The 17705-nt window shown below is 70.7% G+C and carries 10 protein-coding genes and 1 pseudogene; 5 read left to right on the forward strand and 6 right to left on the reverse strand.

Annotation, left to right across the window (positions count from 1 at the left end):
• Positions 1–5: 5 nt before the first annotated feature.
• A complete protein-coding gene (locus ACQPZK_RS25780; RefSeq protein ID WP_433535422.1) occupies positions 6–314 on the forward strand; it encodes a hypothetical protein in 309 nt (102 codons plus the stop codon).
• A 116-nt stretch (positions 315–430) separates the two neighbouring features.
• Positions 431–814 carry a hypothetical protein gene (locus tag ACQPZK_RS25785; protein ID WP_433535423.1) on the forward strand — a complete coding sequence of 128 codons (384 nt, stop codon included), beginning with the start codon at positions 431–433 and terminating at the stop codon, positions 812–814.
• 128 nt (positions 815–942) lie between these two features.
• Here the strand turns inward: ACQPZK_RS25785 and ACQPZK_RS25790 are convergent, their stop codons facing one another.
• A complete protein-coding gene (locus tag ACQPZK_RS25790) occupies positions 943–2751 on the reverse strand; it encodes a glycoside hydrolase family 6 protein (RefSeq protein ID WP_433535424.1) in 1809 nt (602 codons plus the stop codon).
• A 591-nt stretch (positions 2752–3342) separates the two neighbouring features.
• Between ACQPZK_RS25790 and ACQPZK_RS25795 the strand changes: the two genes are divergently transcribed.
• The gene (locus ACQPZK_RS25795; RefSeq protein ID WP_433535425.1) at positions 3343–4596 is read left to right on the forward strand and encodes a hypothetical protein; all 1254 of its coding nucleotides are present in this window, start codon (positions 3343–3345) and stop codon (positions 4594–4596) included.
• 1 nt (position 4597) lies between these two features.
• Complete coding sequence (locus tag ACQPZK_RS25800) at positions 4598–5287, forward strand: class F sortase (protein ID WP_433535426.1); 690 nt, start codon at positions 4598–4600, stop codon at positions 5285–5287.
• Positions 5288–5360: 73 nt separating this feature from the next.
• Here the strand turns inward: ACQPZK_RS25800 and ACQPZK_RS25805 are convergent, their stop codons facing one another.
• Positions 5361–10442, reverse strand: coding sequence for an NAD-glutamate dehydrogenase (locus ACQPZK_RS25805; RefSeq protein WP_433535427.1), 5082 nt, complete (start codon positions 10440–10442; stop codon positions 5361–5363).
• A 286-nt stretch (positions 10443–10728) separates the two neighbouring features.
• Between ACQPZK_RS25805 and ACQPZK_RS25810 the strand changes: the two genes are divergently transcribed.
• Positions 10729–12693 (forward strand): penicillin-binding transpeptidase domain-containing protein, encoded by a 1965-nt coding sequence (locus ACQPZK_RS25810; protein ID WP_433535428.1) that lies wholly within the window; start codon positions 10729–10731, stop codon positions 12691–12693.
• Positions 12694–13244: 551 nt separating this feature from the next.
• Here ACQPZK_RS25810 and ACQPZK_RS25815 read toward each other — a convergent pair.
• From ACQPZK_RS25815 to ACQPZK_RS25830, 4 genes and pseudogenes are all read right to left on the reverse strand, one after another.
• A pseudogene (locus ACQPZK_RS25815) lies at positions 13245–14225 on the reverse strand (arginase family protein); the annotation flags it as partial.
• A gap of 84 nt (positions 14226–14309) precedes the next feature.
• A complete protein-coding gene (locus tag ACQPZK_RS25820; RefSeq protein ID WP_433535429.1) occupies positions 14310–15230 on the reverse strand; it encodes a tetratricopeptide repeat protein in 921 nt (306 codons plus the stop codon).
• Between the two features lie 234 nt (positions 15231–15464).
• Positions 15465–17153, reverse strand: coding sequence for an acyl-CoA mutase large subunit family protein (locus ACQPZK_RS25825; RefSeq protein ID WP_433535430.1), 1689 nt, complete (start codon positions 17151–17153; stop codon positions 15465–15467).
• A 106-nt stretch (positions 17154–17259) separates the two neighbouring features.
• A complete protein-coding gene (locus tag ACQPZK_RS25830) occupies positions 17260–17673 on the reverse strand; it encodes an Asp23/Gls24 family envelope stress response protein (protein ID WP_433535431.1) in 414 nt (137 codons plus the stop codon).
• Between the last annotated feature and the right edge of the window lie 32 nt (positions 17674–17705).

Below are 17705 nucleotides of genomic sequence, written 5' to 3' on the forward strand. Positions count from 1 at the left end.
GGCAGATGAGCAACGACGGCCAGCCGGCACAGGACCCGCTGATCGACGAGACACAGGCAGAGGAGCGTCGTTCCGCCGCCGCCCGTCTGTTCGACATCCGTCGGGTGATCGGTGGGCTCTTCGTGGCGTACGGGATCATCGTGACGCTTATCGGCATCTTCGACAGCCGAGCCGAGATCGACAAGGCCGAGGGCGTCCGCATCAACCTGTGGGCCGGCCTGGTGATGCTCGCCTTCGGGCTGGTCATGCTGCTCTGGCAGTGGCTGCGGCCGGCGGAGGCGCCCGCGGCGAACGAGTCGCAGTCCGGTCACTGAACCCCGGTCCGCCGCCGGTGCCGTCCACCGGGACGCCGCCGGCGCCGTGCATGGGCACCCGCCCACGGGGTACGCGACGGGGATCAGGCACCGTGTCGGACACAGGAGGCAGCACCATGACCGATCGCGACCGCCGACCGCTGGAGGAGAGCCCGCAGACGGCCGCTGCGGTGGACGACGACAGCACCGTCCCGGAGCTGCGGACCGGGGGCGGCCCCGACCGCGATACCCCGACCTTCACGGAACCCCGCGAGCGGCAACCGGACCTCGCCCCGGACACCGACGACCTGATCGGCGACCCGTACGGCGCCGGAACCGGCGCGACCGGGACGGGTACCGGCGCGGGCGGCGACAACATCCGTACCGGGGCGGAGCAGCCCTGGGAGCCGGAGGACCTGGTGATGGCCCGTGGGCAGGACCTGACGCCGGAGAACCTGGACAAGGCACGCCGCGACCTGGCCGAACACGGCCGGGCGGCGATCGAGCGCACGGTGCCCTGATCCCGGACAGACGCGAAAAGGGGGGTCCCCGGCCCGACCGTGATGGTCGGACCGGGGACCCCGGGGAAACCTGCCCCCGGCAGTGCCTCACCTACTGCCGGAGGCGGGTTGGCGCGTGAGCTACCCGATCAGAGCGCCGGGTAGGCGTTCTGCATCAGCTCGCGGAACTGAGCGGAGAACCACGCTCCGGAGATCGGCGCGTTCCCCAGCGCTCCGGTCGGGTTGTTGCCGTTGCGGGCGTTACCGCCGTACGTCGGGTCGCACATCCGGTCGAAGCCCTTGCCCTCGTTGTTCGGGATCTCCGAGCTGGAACCGTCCGACTCGCCCGGAGGCTTCACCCAGACGTAGGCGTCGATGCCCGTCGCCGGGTTCGCCCGCGGCCGCTCGCCGAGACCCGCGCCGGCCTGGTTGCACCAGTTGCCAGCGTGGTACCGGCGGTCGACCCGACCACCGTTGACGTACGTGTCGACGCTGGTCGTCGCGCCCGGGCCGGTGGGCCGGTTGGCGCCGCCCCAGCCGTTGCGGGACGTGTCGATCAGCATGCCGATGTTGGAGTTGAAGCCCAACGACACCAGCTTGGTCCGGAACGCCTGGGCGAAGGACAGCTCGTCGACGTAGTAGTTCCAGTCGATCCACTTGGACTGCCGCACCGTCTGGCCGTTGACGTTGTCGGTGACCTTGAAGTACGGCTCCGTGAGGGCCGAGTAGTTCGCGGTGTTGGTGATGAAGCCGTGCACGTTGTTGACCGTGCTGCCGGAGGCGACAGCGGCGGTCTTCAGGATCTCGGCGGACGGGCCGAAGTTGCTGTCCCAACCGAGCCAGCCGTGGTGCCCGGCGTCGATGTAGTTGTAGACGTTGCCGATCGCGCCCAGCTTGGCCAGGGCGTAGCCGACACCGTTGACGTACGCGCCGTTGGCCTTGACCGTGTCACACATGACCGTGCCGCCGGCCTGGCCGGAGGTGTTGGTCACCAGGTTCGGCAGCGAGTCGATCTCGATGATGTTGATGATCCGGATGTTCCGGTACTTCGAGTCGCTCTGGATCGCGGCGATCGGGTCGATGTACTCGGACTTGTACCGGGGCAGCTCGTCCGGGCCCAGCTCACCGTTCGAGGCGAGCGCGGAGCAGTCCCGGCCGGGCAGGTTGTAGATGACGAACTGGATGTAGCCCGCGCCCTGGCGCAGCGCCTCGTCCAGGTGGTCCTTCACCCCGAAGGCGCCGTTGGAGCTGCTGTTCGGCGTGCCGTTGATCGCGGCGATCCGGTCCAGCCAGACGGCGGTGGGGTTGTTCGAGACGCGGCTACCGCCGGGCTCGGCGTCCGCCTTGGCCTTCCACTCCGGGTTCACATACCCGGGCACACCGACGTACGGGTTGTCGACCTTCACCCCGGGGGGCGGGGTGGTCGGCGGCGGTCCCGTGGTGGGCGGAGGCGTGGTGGGAGGAGGCGTGGTCGGCGGGGGCGTGGTCGGCGGCGGAGTGGTGGGCGGCGGGGTGGTCGGGTTACCGGTGCCACCGTTGCAGACCACGCCGTTCAGGGTGAACGAGGTCGGCTTCGGGTTGCTGCCGCTCCACGCGCCGTTGAAGCCGAGGGTCGTCGACGCGCCGGTCGCGAGGGTGCCGTTGTACGACATGCTGCGCGCGGTGACCTGGCTGCCGGACTGGGTGTACGTGGCCGACCAGCCCTGCTGCACCCGCTGGCTGGAGTTGGGGAAGGTCCAGCCGAGCGTCCAGCCGTTGACCGGGTCGCCGAGGTTCTTGATGGTGATGTTGGCGGTGAAGCCGCCCTGCCAGTCATTGGTCGTGTACGCGATGTCGCACTGCGTCGCGGCCTGCGCCGCGGTGACCGGGATTGTCACCAGCCCGCCGGCGACCAGAACGCCCGCGCCGGCGAGCGCGAGGGTCCGGCGTGGGCCGGACAGCCTTCTCCACACATTCATGCCACTGATCTCCTTGGGCGAGACCGGGCCTCACGTACGGCCCGGCGAGACGGCCCGGCGGGCGTCCTGCACGGACGGCCTCCGGCGCCACGGGATTCTTTGGGGGGTGCCCGACCCGGACGGGCGGTGGTGGTTGGTGGTGATTGGCCAGCGCGCGGCCGGCCGATCGGCGGCCGGCTGTCGTCCGGTGAAACCGGATGCCCTCGACGCCCTGCCTACGCGGTGTGGCTCCCCCGAACCGCGTGCGCCGATTCTTGCATGGGAGCGCTTCCATGGCAATGGCTCGATGCGCGGTCGCCCCTGACCCGGACGATACCCCCGAGCGACGCGTGCGGCACCAGCCGTCCGTTACCGGTCGAGCGCGTCGGGTAACGCGCGACGGGTCGGGAATGCCTCGACCGACCCGGCCGGTCGGTGAGCGCCCGAGGCGGCACGGTGGGCAGAGAAAGCCGCGTACCACTCCTTCACCTCTTACCACCAGCAAAGGTCAAAACGCGAATCTTTCACTTCATAAGTCATGAAAAGGTCTAACGTCGGTCTTAGCTCGGTTGTCGCCGGGCTCAGGACAACAGGGATGGAGTGACGCAGGTCATGGCTAAGAAGATGCTCGGGAAGGTCGTTGCGGGCGCCGCCCTCGGTGGCGCGTCGCTCCTGGTGTTCACGCCGGGGATCGCGTTCGCTGACGGTCACCACGACGAGGACGGCAAGGTCTACGCCAAGCCGCACATCGTGAAGGCCGGCGACGAGGTCAAGCTCCTCGAGATCTGCCCGGATCGCCAGGAGCACGCGTACGTGTGGTCCAAGGTCACCGGCAAGGTCAAGCTCAAGCCGGCGCGGGACGACCGGGGCGAGGACCGCGGCGAGTGGAGCGAGGAGGAGGACTCCTCCGGCCACGACGACAAGGGCAAGGACGAGCATGGCAAGGACGACAACGGCAAGGACCACGAAGGCAAGGACGACAAGGGCAAGGACGAGCACGGCAAGGACGAGCACGGCAAGGACGACAAGGGCAAGGACGACAAGGGCAAGGACCACGAAGGCAAGGGCGACGAGGGCAAGGACGACGCCCAGCCCGGCGGCCAGGGCGGCGGCGCGGCCGCCGACGCCTACGAGGACGAGGCCGAGGACAGCAAGGACTGGAAGGGCGAGGAGCACGGCCAGGAGGGCCGGGACGACCAGGACAAGAAGGACTGGGAGTCCAAGGACGAAGGCAAGAAGGACTGGGAGTCCAAGGACCGCGAGTACGGCTCGGATGACGAGTACGGCTCGGACAAGGGCTGGGAGTCCAAGGGCCACGGCTCCGAGGGCCACGAGTACGGCTCCGACGACGAGTACGGCTCGGACAAGGGCTGGGAGTCCAAGGGCCACGGCTCCGAGGGCCACGAGTACGGCTCCGACGACGAGTACGGCTCGGACAAGGGCTGGGAGTCCAAGGGCCACGAGTCCGAGGACCGCGACTACGGCTCCGACGACGAGTACGGCTCGGACAAGGGCTGGGAGTCCAAGGGCCACGAGTCCGAGGACCGCGACTACGGCTCCGACGACGAGTACGGCTCCGACAAGGGCTGGGACAAGGGCGGCCGGGACGACGAGCGTGAGTTCGTCTACTACGGCGAGGCCAAGGTCGACGAGGACGCCAAGCCGGGTCGCTACGAGCTCAAGGGCTCGTGCGGCGAGGGCGAACTGGTCGTCCTGCCCCACGGCGGGGTCGACGGTGGTGACGGCGGCGTCAGCACCGGCACCGACCGTGGTCTGGCCACCGGTGGCGCGAGCCTGCTCGGCGCTGCCGCGCTCGGCGGGATCGTGCTGATGCGTCGTCGGCGGACCGATGGTTCGCTCGCCTGACGTGACGGCGACACGGGCCGGCGGCCGTCACGGGAGACCGTGGCGTGCCGCCGGCGCGGCCGTCGTCGTCACCCTCGCCATGATCGGCGCCGGCATGATCGGCGCCTCGTTGAAGACCACGCCCGCTCCCCGACCCCCACAGCCGCTGGCCCAGGCCGGTCCCGAGGCCACCGGATCGGCGGTCCCCGACAGCGGAGTCCCACCGTTCGACGGAGAAGCCGCGCCGACCGGTCTCACCCGTTCCGCCCCGACCACCATCGAGATCCCCCGGATCGGTGTCCACGCGACGGTCATGTCGCTGGGCACCAACCCGGACGGCACGGTCCAGGTCCCCCCGCTGGAGCAGGCCGACCAGGCCGGCTGGTACGAGCCCGGCGCGAGCCCCGGTGAGACCGGTAACGCGGTCATCGTCGGGCACGTCGACTCGGCGAAGCTCGGCCCGGCCGTCTTCTTCGACCTCGGCTCGCTCGTGCCGGGTGACACGATCACCGTCCAACGGGCGGACGGTCAGCCGGCGACGTTCCGGGTCGACTCGGTGAAGTCGTACCCGAAGACGTCCTTCCCCACCGAGCTGGTGTACGGGCCGAACGACCGGCCCGGCCTGCGGGTGGTGACGTGCGGCGGTCAGTTCGACGAGACCGTGCGCAGCTACCCCGACAACGTGGTCGTCTTCGCCACGTTGGCGGCGTGAGCTGGACGTACCCGAGAATCGGTCCGGCCGGTCGGGGTGACCCGACCGGCCGGACCGCGTTCGGCGTTGCGACTCAGGCGGCGGCGGAGGTCCGCACCAGGGTGCGGATCTGGCGCAGCAGCACGGACAGGGCGGCGAGGTCCGCCCGCGACTCGTCGAACTCCCCCATCGCCCGCTGGGCCCGGTGGATCGACGTGGCGTTGGACTGCTCCCACTGCTGCACCCGCTCGTGCGGCGGCAACTCGTCTCCGGTGGAGTCGAGGACCTCCGCGGTGAGCGCGGCCAACGCGGCGTACAGGTCGTAGCGCAGCGCCATCCGCGCGAGGGTCTGCCAACGGTCCTCCCGCGGCAGCAGGGAGATCTTCGACAGCAGCGAGTCCACCCGGAACAGGTCGGAGAGCACGAAGTAGACCGAAGCCACCTCGCCGACGTCCCGTCCGCTGCGGGTCGCGGTCTCCACCACGTCCAGCAGGCCGAAGCTGTACATCAGGCGGGTCGCCTGCTCGGCCAGCTCGCGGGGCAGCCCACGCTCGGTCATCGAGTCGATGTGCGCCACGATGCCCTGCCGCTCGCTGCCGTAGAACAGCTCCTCCATACCCGGCAGCAGGCGGGCCACGCCGTCCCGCAGGCGGGCGATCTCGGCGGGCACGTCGATCGGCGAGCGCCGGTTGGTGACCAGCCAGCGCACGGCCCGGTCGAGCAGCCGACGGGTGTCCAGGTAGACGCTGGTCTGCAACTCCGGCGAGACCTTGTTGTCCAGCGCCTCCACCGCGTCCCAGAGGTCACGCAGCCCGAACACCTCGCGGACCACCACGTACGCCCGGATCACGTCGGCGGCGCTGGCTGCGGTCTCCTCGACGACCCGGAAGACGAACGAGATACCGCCCCGGTTGATCGCCTCGTTGACGAGCACGGTGGTGACGATGTCGCGCCGCAGCCGGTGCCGGCCCATCCGATCGGCGAACCGCTCACGCATCGGCGTCGGGAAGTAGTTGACGAGGACCTCGGACGTCCACTCCTCGTCGGCCAACCCGTCGGTGAGGATCTCCCGCTCAAGGACGATCTTCACGTACGCGAGCAGCACGGCGAACTCCGGCGCGGTCAGCCCGGACTCGCTGCGTACCGCCAGCTCCTCGTCCGGCGGCAGCGCCTCCAGCGACCGGTCCAACGCGCCGGACCGCTCCAACTCGTTGATCATCCGGCGGTGCACCGGGAGCAGCGACGCCGCCTGCGCCTGGGCGTTGTTGATCGCCCGAGCCTGGTCGTAGTTGTCGCGCAGCACCAGGTCGGCGACCTCGTCGGTCATGCCGGCCAGCAGCTCGTCCCGCTCGGCCGTGGTCAGCTCACCGTCGGCCACCGCGGTGTTCAGCAGGATCTTGATGTTCACCTCGTGGTCGGAGGTGTCCACACCCGCCGCGTTGTCGATGAAGTCGGTGTAGATCCGACCACCGGTCAACGCGTACTCGATCCGGCCGAGCTGCGTCCAGCCCAGGTTGCCGCCCTCGCCCGCCACCCGGCAGCGCAGGCTGCGCCCGTCCACCCGGATCGCGTCGTTGGACTTGTCGCCCACCTCGGCGTTGGTCTGGGTGGAGGCCTTGACGTACGTGCCGATGCCGCCGTTCCAGAACAGGTCCACCGGAGCGGTGACGATCGCCTTCATCAGCTCCTGCGGCGACATCTGCGTGACGCCGTCGTCGAGGCCGATCGCCGCCCGGACCTGCGGCGTGATCGGGATCGACTTGGCGGTACGCGGGAAGATGCCGCCCCCGGCCGAGATCAGCTCCGGGTTGTAGTCCTCCCAGGAGGAGCGGGGCAGGTCGAAGATCCGCCGACGCTCCGCGTACGAGGTGGCGGCGTCCGGGTCGGGGTCCAGGAAGATGTGCCGGTGGTCGAAAGCGGCCACCAGCCGGATGTGCTCGGAGAGCAGCATCCCGTTGCCGAACACGTCGCCGGACATGTCGCCGACGCCCACCACCGTGAAGTCCTGGGTCTGGGTGTCCAGGCCCAGCTCCCGGAAGTGCCGCTTCACGGACTCCCAGGCGCCTCGTGCGGTGATGCCCATCTTCTTGTGGTCGTACCCGGCCGAACCGCCGGAGGCGAACGCGTCGCCCATCCAGAAGTTGTGCGCCAGCGAGATCTCGTTGGCGATGTCCGAGAACGTCGCCGTGCCCTTGTCCGCCGCGACCACCAGGTACGGGTCGTCACCGTCGTGCCGGACCACGTCCTCGGGCGGCACGATCTGCCCGCTGACGATGTTGTCGGTGACGTCCAGCATCGCGCCGACGAACTCCTGGTAGCAGGCGACCGCCTCGTCCCGGTCCCCCGGCTTCTGCTTCAGCACGAAGCCGCCCTTGGCGCCCACCGGCACGATCACCGTGTTCTTCACCATCTGCGCCTTGACCAGGCCCAGCACCTCGGTCCGGAAGTCTTCCCGACGGTCGGACCAGCGCAACCCGCCCCGGGCCACCGGCCCGAACCGCAGGTGTACGCCCTCGAACCGAGGCGAGTACACGAAGATCTCGAACTTCGGCCGGGGCGCCGGCAGGTCCGGGATGGCCTGCGGGTCCAGCTTGAACGCCACGTACGCCTTCGGCCGCCCACCGACCGGCTTCTGGTAGAAGCTGGTCCGCAGGGTCGCCTCGATCAGCGTCAGGTACGAGCGCAGGATCCGGTCCTGGTCGAGGCTGGCCACGTCGTCCAGCGCGCCCCGGATCGTCTCCACCAACTCGCCGCTGCGCTGCTGCCGCTGCTCGGCGCTCAGCTCGCCCGGCGCGAACCGCGTCTCGAACAGCTCCACCAACAGGCTGGCGAGCTTCGGGTACGCGATGAAGGTCTGCTCCATGTAGTCCTGCGAGAAGACCGTGCCGGCCTGCCGCAGGTACTTCGCGTACGCCCGCAGCACCACCACCTGCCGCCAGGTCAGTCCGGCGCGCAGCACCAGCTCGTTGAACCGGTCCACCTCGGCCTCGCCGCGCCAGGCGGCCGCGAACGCGTTCTCCACGTGCGGGCGGACCTCAGCCAGCTCGTGGTGCCCCTCGGGCAGCATCAGGCCGAAGTCGTACAGGTAGACCCGACCGTCGATCCGGTCCACCTCGTACGGGTGCTCGTCGACCACGCGTACGCCGAGCGAGTGCAGCACGGGCAGCACGGCGGAGAGCATCATCGGCTCCCCGTACCGGTAGACCTTGAACCGCACGTTCATCTCGTCGGTCAGGTCGGCGCCCGGCACGCGGGTCCCCGGTCGGGGCGCGAGCTGCTTGCGGAACAGGTGCATCTCGAGCTGGCCGGGCTCCTCCAGCAGCTCGAGCTTGGCCAGGTCCTTCATCGCCTCGTACGGCGTGTGCCCGTCCTTGTAACCCTCCGGAAACGCGTCGGCGTACCGGGTGAACAGATGCTTGGCCTGCTCGTCGCCGAGCTTGCGCTCCAGCACCAGCCGGTAGTCGTCGTCCCAGAGCCGGGTGGCGTCGGCCAGCTCCTCGGCCAGCAGGTCGGCGTCGATCTCGCCGGGCGGCCGGGTCGGGTCGGTGCGGACGATGAAGTGGATCCGGGCGAGCATCGACTCGGTGACCCGGGTGGTGTAGTCCACCCCGACACCGTTCAGCTCGCGCAGCAGGATGTCCTGCATGCGCAGCCGGTTCTGGGTGGTGAACCGGTCCCGGGGCAGGTAGATGAGGCAGGAGATGAACCGCCCGTACGCGTCGCGGCGCAGGAACACCCGCAGCTGCCGGCGACCCGCCATCCGCAGCACGCCGATCACCGCGTGGTACAGGTCGTCGGTCTTGATCTGGAACAGCTCGTCGCGCGGGTAGGTCTCCAGGATCTGGAGCAGGTCCTTGCCGGAGTGGCTGCGCCGGCTCAGGCCGGAGCGGTCGAGCACCTCGGCGACCTTACGACGCACCACCGGCAGCTCCCGGACACTGGTCCGGTACGCGGCGGTGGAGAACAGCCCCAGGAAACGCCGCTCGCCGATGACCTCGCCGGCCTCGTCGAAGATCTTGAAGCCGATGTAGTCCAGGTACGCCGAACGGTGCACGGTGGCCCGCGAGTTGGCCTTGGTGATGATGAGGAGGCGCTTCTCCAGCACCTTCTCGTGCGCCTCCGGCGTCATCGACGCCAGCGACCGGGCGTCCGGGGAGTCCGAGCGCAGGATGCCCAGCCCGGTGCCGAGCACCGCTTCGAGGGCCTTGCCGTCCACCGGGTCCGCGGGGTTTCCGTCCGGGGCGTCGACCAGGCGGTACTCCCGGTAGCCGAGGAACGTGAAGTGGTCGTGCGCGAGCCAGCGCAGCAGCTCCACCGAGTCGGTGATGTCCTTCTCCGGCACGGGCGGGCGGTTGTCCGAGGTCCGGGCCGAGGCCAGCTCGTCGGCGAGCGCGAGGGCACGCTGACGCATCTTTGGCCAGTCCTCCACGGCCTCCCGTACGTCGGTGAGCACCCGTTGCAGCTCACGCCGCAACCGGTCCCGCTCGGCCGCGTCCCGGACCGGGTCGATCTCGATCCGCATCCAGCTCTCGACGATGTCACCGGCGATCGCGTCGTCCGGCTCCACGTCCGCCGACACCTCGGTGAGGCGACCCAGCGGCTCGCGCCGGACCACCACCAGCGGGTGCACCAGCAGGTGTACGTCCAGGTGGTACGAGTTGAGCAGCGCGGTCACCGAGTCGACGAGGAACGGCATGTCGTCGGTGACGATCTCGACGACGGTGTGGTGCTGGTCGGCGTGCGGCTCGTGGATGCGTAGCTTCAACTCGCCGGGCACCCGCTGCTGCGCGAGGTCCCGGTGCGCCCGGGCCGCGTCGAGCATCTCCTCCGCCGTGAAGCCGACCAGCTCCTCGTCCGGTGCGAACCGCCAGAAGCGACCGACCAGGGTCGCCGCGTCGTGGTCGTCGCCGGCGAGCGCGACGGCCTGGGCCACCAACCGCTCCGCGTTGGGTACGGGTTCGTCGAGCTCGGCGTCCTCCACGTCGTCGGTCAATGCCTCGGTCGGCAGACCCAGATCGTAGATGGTGTCGATGCTCGACCCGGTCAGCCCTGTGACGCCGGTGTCGAGCCGGCCGTAGCCGTCCCCGTCGGTCGCCGAATCAAAGCTGTCGTCGTCCCGCCCGGAGTCATCCGGTCGGAGGTCGGGTTCCGGTTTGATCGCCGGACGCCGGTCCATCGGTGCCACTCCCCTCGACCCACCGCGTTGTGGGTCACTCTGCCGTCCAGCCTAGGCGTGACGTCCGCCGCCTTTGTCGGCGGACCACCGGCCGGACGTCCGGATCGGGACTTCGTCCTTTCACCCGTTGCGGGTCCGAGGTTGGCCGGTTGCGGGATACCCCGACGCGCGATGTTCATCACACCGGCCCGGTCCGTCTTTCCGCACGTTGCGGGCTGCACGGGACGTTGGGGACAGCGTTCGCGTACTACCGTGCAGGGCAGTACGAGATCGGAAGGACCGCTTCATGACCTTGTCCTACCCCCGCCCCCACCGGCCGAACCGCGCCCGGCGGATAGCCGCGCTCACCGCGTCCCTGCTCACTGCGGGGTTCCTCGCGGCGTGCTCCGGCGACGACGGGCCGGAGGGTAGCGTCGACGCCTTCCTCGCCGGCTGGCGCAAGGGCGACCTCCAGGCGGTCGCGATGGTCGACACGACCGGCGCCAAGGTGCCGGCGGCCGAGGTGAGCAAGGAGATCAAGGAGCTGTCCGGCGAGCTGGCGGCCACCCCGCCCACCCTGACCCGGCAGGGCGAGCCGAAGATCACCAAGAACATCGCGACCAGCACCGTACGGGTGGACTGGTCGCTGCCGGGTCAGACCCACTGGACGTACGACCGGGAGCTGCGTCTCGTCCAGGGCGACGACGACCAGTGGCAGGTGATGTGGGAGCCGCGGGTGCTCCACGAGCAGCTCACCAAGGGCGACCGGCTCGGGCTGCGCCGCGACGCGGGGCCCCGGGCCGCTGTGCTGGACGCGGCGGGCAAGCCCATCGTGTCGCCACGTGCGGTGGTCCGGGTGGGCGTGCAGCCCAACCAGGTCACCGACATCAAGAAGCTGGTCAAGGATCTCGACGCGGCCTTCAAGGTGATCCGTCCGGCGCTGGTCCCCGGCGTCGACCTGGCCGACCTGCCCAAGCGGGTCGCCGAGTCGGATCCGGGCGCCTTCGTCGAGGTGGTGACTCTGCGCGAGGACGCGTACAAGCAGGTCAAGCCTCGCATCTACGACCTGCCCGGCACCAAGTTCATCTCCGACAAGCTCGACCTCGCGCCGACGCGGGAGTTCGCCCGCGCGCTGCTCGGCAGCGTCGACCAGGCGCAGGCGGACGACCTCGCCGCCCACCCCGACCGGTACGTCGCCGGCGACCTCGTCGGGCACGGCGGCCTGCAGGGCCGGTACGACGAGCGGTTGCGGGGCGCGCCCGGGCTGACCGTCGTCGTCGAGCGGCCCGCCGAGGACGGCAAGCTGGCGCCCACCGGCACCGAGTTGTTCCGCCGCGACCCGCAGCCGGGCCAGGCGCTGAAGACCACCCTGGACGTGACCACCCAGAACGCGGCCGACGGGGCACTGCGCGCGGAGCCGCGTCGTGCCGCGCTGGTCGCGGTACGGGTCAGCGACGGCGCGGTGCTCGCCGCCGCGAACGGCCCCGGCTCGGCCGGCGAAAACCTCGCCTTCACCGCGCAGGTGCCGCCGGGCTCCACCTTCAAGATGGTGAGCGCGCTGGGCCTGCTGGACCGGGGCGCGGTCAGCCTGGACGGCCGGGTGGAGTGCAAGAAGACCTTCACCGTCGACGGCCGGTCCTTCAAGAACTCGGACAACTTCGAGTTGGGCTCCGTGCCGTTCCGCACCGACTTCGCGAAGTCCTGCAACACGGCCTTCGCCTCGCTGGCGCCGAAGCTCGGTGGCGACGGGCTGGCCGCCGCCGGCCGGTCCCTGGGGCTGGAGGGGCAGTGGGACCTCGGCGTGGATGCCTTCACCGGCAAGGTGTCCACCGGCGGCAGCCCGGCCGAGCAGGCGGCCGCGTCGTTCGGCCAGGGCACCACGCTGGTCAGCCCCCTGGCCATGGCCGGTGCCACGGCGGCCGTCGCTCGGGGCCGCTTCGAGCAGCCGAAACTGCTGGTTGACCCGGCGCCGGCCAAGCCGGCCCCGCAGGGCGAGCAGCTCAAGCCCGAGTCGGTCACGGCGCTGCGCACGATGATGCGCGAGGTGATCACCGCGGGCACCGCCAGTGCGCTCAAGGACGTTCCGGGCGGCGAGGTGTACGGCAAGACCGGTACCGCCGAGTTCGACAACAACCCGGCCCACACGCACGCCTGGTTCGTGGGCTGGCGGGGCGACGTCGCGTTCGCCGTGTTCGTGGAGAACGGAGGATCGAGCACCGCCTCCGCCGTCCCGGTCGCCGAACGCTTCCTCCGCGCCCTGCCCACCTCCTGACCGGCGATCACCGCCTTGATCCACTCGATGTCGTTGTAACCGGGGCGTCCAAGCCGTCCGGACACCCCGGTTTCGCTGATACCCGGCGGATCACGGGTCGGGTGGCCGCGAGTGGGTCAGGCGGTGTCGGCCTGCTGCCCCTCGGGTGCGTGCTGGGTCGGCGGGGAGGGACGCCGCAGCAGACCCGGGCCGGCCGACGCGGGCGGGCCGACCGGTTCGCGCTCGACCGTGGCCGCGATCTGCGCCGCGAGCCCGGACGGCTCGGACGCGGACCGGTCGAGGATCACGGGTGGCTCGGTCTCCGCCGCCATCTCGTCGGCCGCCTCACCCCTCGACACCGGAACACGGGAGGAGTCGAGGCCGGGAGAGTCTGCGCCGGAGAGGTCCTCATCGTCGAGGCCCTCGCCGTCGAGCTCATCCATTCGGGCAGCCTCTGCGACGGTGTGCGTACCGCGATCAAGGCCGGCAGAACCCGGCACGCCCGCCGCACGATCGAGCCCGGCCGGCCCGTCGTGGCGCTCGGCACGGTCGAACCGGGCGGCGTCCGTCGTCCGCTCGGTGGCCCGCCGCGCGGCGGGCGTGGACCGGGGCGACAGCAGCCGCGGTGGCACCGCCTCCGGCGCGGTGACGGGGGCCAGACCGGCGACCACGGTGTTGACGATCTCGGCGGCGTACGAGCCGTCCGGGTCGTAGTCGGGGTCGAAGACGGTCAGTTCGACGCCGAGGCAGTGTGGTGTGTCGACCAGGCCGGCGAGCAGGATCTCCAGCTCGGCGAAGGCGATGCCGCCCGGGTCGGGGGCGTCGACGGCCGGCATCACCGCAGGATCGAGAACGTCGACGTCGATGTGCACCCAGTAGCCCGCACAGTCGGCGAGCTGCTCGTGTGCCCACTGGGCGGTCCGGGCGGCGCCCTCGGCGCGCAGCGCGGGGACCGGGCGGGTGGTGATGCCGGCGGCCTGGAGGTCGAGGCGGTACTCGTCCTGCGCCCGGATGCCCAGCACCACCACGTCGATGTCGCGGAAGTAGGGCCGGCGGCCCTCCAACGCGGCCAGGTCGGCCTGCCCGCGCCCGGTGACCAGGGCCAGGTCCTCACCGGCGGCCGCGCCGACATAGGAGGCGTTGCCGGGGTGCCGGAAGTCGGAGTGCCCGTCGACGAAGACCAGCCCGATCCGCCCGCCGACCGCCTCACCGAGACGATGCATGGCGAGCGCCGAACCGAGCAGCACGGAACAGTCGCCACCCAGCACCACCGGGAACTCGCCCCGGTCGATGATCGAGCCGATCCGTTCGGCGAGCGCGAGCGAGTAGTCGGCGATCTCCCGTGCGTGGCACACACCGTCCCCGGGTCGCCAGTCACCGGGGTCGTACCGGGGTGGGGTGAGGCACCCGGCGTCGCGGGCCCGCAGCCGAGCCAGCAGGTCATGGTCGCGCAGCGCGCCGGGCGCCTTGGCGCAGCCCGGCACGGAGGTGGACGTCGGCGGTCGCAGGCCGAGGTTTGTCGGCGCGTCGAGGACGGCGATCCGGCGCATCATGAGCTCCCGTCCCCGGAGGTCGGGCGGGCCGGCGAACCGCCGGCCCGCGCTGGCGTACTACGCACTCACAGTCGTGCTGCGAACTCAGAACAGGGCGCTGGCCAGTGCCCGACGGGCCGAGGCGACCGCCGGATCGTCCGGGCCGGCGATGGAGAAGAGCGACACCAGGTGCTGGCGGACGGTCTCGCGGTCCTCGCCGGCGGTGCGCCGGACCAGGCCGACGAGGCGGGCGTACGCCTGCTCGGCCAACCCGCTGAGCACCTCGATGTCGGCGGCCAGCAGTTGGGCCGCGACGTCGTCCGGGGCGCTCTCGGCGGCAGCCAGCGCGGTGGACGGGTCGGCGCCCGCCACCCGGCGTGCCACGCCGACCTGGGCGAGGCCCGCCGTCGCCGCGGCGTCCGCGGGTGCGTCGGCGAGGATCTTGCGGTACGCCTGCTCGGCGGCGTCCAGGTCGCCGCTCATGAGCGCGTCGTCCGCCTCGTCGAGGCGCGGGTCCTCCGGCTCGGCGACGGTCACGCCGCCGGCCTTGAGAACGGCCTGGATCCACTGGCGGAGCTGGGCCTCCGGCACCACACCGGAGAAGGCGTCGATCGGCTGGCCGCCGACGACCGCGTAGACCGTCGGAATGCCCTGGACCCGGAACATCTGGGCGATCCGCGGGTTTTCCTGCACGTCGACCCGGGCCAGCAACCAGGTGCCGCCGCCCTCGGCCGCCAGCCGCTCGAGCACCGGGGCGAACTCGTCGCTCTCGGGGAAGCCGGCCGCGCCGAAGAAGACGATGACGGGCATGGCCATCGACTGCTCGAGCACCGCGGACTGGATGGTCGCCTCGGTGACATCGACGATGGAGGCGTTGTCGGCGGTCGGTGCGCCCGGCGTGCCGGCGGACGGGCCGCCCTGCGGGGGTGCGCCGGGGCGGGTACTGGCTGGTGCGGGGCCACGCAGCGTGCTGAGGTCGACCGCGCCGCGGGTGAAGATCGACGAGGTGATCCGTGGGTCGCTCATGGTTACCTAGTCTCGCACGTGAGCCCCGATTCCCGGCTCACCCACAACTCCAACGTCGCAACTCTCACGCCGATCGGACAACGCGAAACGGCCCCGAGTCCCCAGCCCCGCCGATCTTGCACTTTCGGTTGTCGCTACGTCACTTTTGCGGCTTATGCCGCGACAGAAACTGCAAGATCGACGGGGTGGGGAGGGCGGGGGTGGGGAGCGCGGGTGGGAGGGCGGGGGTGGGGGTCAGAAGCGGGCGGGTTCGCGGTAGGTGCCCCACTCGTCCCTCAGGGCGTCGCAGATCTCGCCCAACGTGGCCTCGGCGCGGACGGCGTCGAGCATGGCGGGGATCATGTTCCCGTCGGTACGGCTGACCTCGACCATCCGGGCCACGGCCGCGCGGACCGTGTCCTCGTCCCGCGCGCTCTTGCGCTCGGCGAGCACCCGCCGCTGCTCCACTTCCACCTCGTGCGAGATGCGCAGGATCTCCAGCTCCTTGGCGACCGTGCCGGTGTGGCAGTTGACGCCCACGATCTTCTTGTCGCCCTTCTCGAGGGCCTGCTGGTAGACGAACGCCGACTCGGCGATGTGACCGGTGAACCAGCCGTCCTCGATGCCGCGCAGGATGCCCGAGGTCATCGGGCCGATCTGGTGCGGCCCCTCCCCGCCGAGCTGACGGATGCGGGCGAAGATCTCCTCCGCCTCGGCCTCGATCTTGTCGGTCAGCGCCTCGACGTACCAGGAGCCGCCGAGCGGGTCGGCCACGTTGACCACGCCGGTCTCCTCCATCAGCACCTGCTGCGTCCGCAGGGCGATCTCGGCGGACTCGTCGGTGGGCAGTGCGAGGGTCTCGTCCAGGGCGTTGGTGTGCAGCGAGTTGGTGCCGCCGAGCACCGCGGCGAGCGCCTCCACGGCCGTCCGCACGACGTTGTTGACCGGCTGCTGCGCGGTCAGCGACACACCGGCGGTCTGTGTGTGAAAGCGCAGCCACAGCGCCTTCTCGCTGGTCGCGCCGTAGACCTCGCGCAGCCAGCGGGCCCAGATCCGGCGGGCGGCGCGGAACTTGGCGATCTCCTCGAAGAAGTCGACGTGCGAGTCGAAGAAGAAGCTCAGCCCGGGCGCGAACACGTTCACGTCGAGCCCGCGCGAGAGACCCAGTTCGACGTAGCCGAAGCCGTCGGCCAGGGTGTACGCCAGCTCCTGCGCGGCGGTCGAGCCGGCCTCGCGGATGTGGTAGCCGGAGACCGACAGCGGCTTGTAGCGCGGGATCTCGGCCGCGCAGTACTCCATCAGGTCGCCGATCAGGCGCAGGTGCGGCTCGGGGTCGAACAGCCACTCCTTCTGCGCGATGTACTCCTTGAAGATGTCGGTCTGCAACGTGCCGTCCAGCGTGGACAGGTCGGCGCCCTGCCGCTCGGCGGCGACCAGGTACATGCAGAACACCGGCACGGCCGGGCCGGAGATCGTCATCGAGGTGGTGACGCCGGCCAGGTCGATGCCGTCGAAGAGCGCCTCCATGTCGGTGGCGGTGTCGATGGCGACCCCGCAGTGCCCGACCTCGCCGAGCGACTGCGGGTCGTCCGAGTCGCGGCCCATCAGCGTCGGCATGTCGAACGCGACCGAGAGGCCGCCACCGCCGGCGCCCAGGATCATCTTGTAGCGCTCGTTGGTCTGCTGGGCGTTGCCGAAGCCGGCGAACTGCCGGATCGTCCAGGTCCGACCGCGGTAGCCGGTGGGATACAGACCCCGGGTGTACGGGTACTCGCCCGGCCAGCCGATGCGCTCGAAGCCCGGGTAGGTGCTGCCCTCGGGCGGCCCGTAGACCGGGTCGACCGTCATCCCGGAGAGCGTGGTGAAGTCGGCATCCCGCTTGCGCGCGGAGTCGTACCGGGCCTGCCAGCGTGCCCGTCCGGCGTCGATCTCGTCGGCGTCCATGCGCAGGGCTCCTCCTCGGTGTCTCGACCAGCACATCGAGTGTAGAGCCCTTGCCTGAACGATCGCTAAGTCACGTCGTACCGGCGGGTAACCGGGCCGCCCACGGTCAGACGGCGGCGCCCGGCTGGTTCATCTCGATGTCGTCCACCGTGACGTTGACCTGCGTGACCGTCAGACCGTACTTCTCCACCGCCTCGATGACCGCGGCCCGCACCGCATCGGTCACATCGGCCACGACGGAACCGGCGTCGATCACCAGGACCACGTTGATGACGGCCGAGGTGCCCTTCACGTCGGCGGAGACGCCCCGGCGGGCGTCACCCACCTCGTCCAGGCCGACCTTGTCGAGCACGCTGTTGAAGAACCGGGCCACGTCACCGCCGAGGTCGGCGACACCGGGAACCGCGCGAGCGGCCGCACCGGCGATCTTCTCCACCACCTCGTCGGAAACCGACGTCACACCCCGGGCCGCGCCCGTCGTCGGCTGCGCCGCGCCGGCGTTCTCCACCGCGTCCGTCATGATCACATCTCCCCTGGTCCCCGTGCACTGTG

It is taken from the genome of Micromonospora sp. CA-249363 (assembly GCF_050950185.1).
GTDB lineage: Bacteria > Actinomycetota > Actinomycetes > Mycobacteriales > Micromonosporaceae > Micromonospora.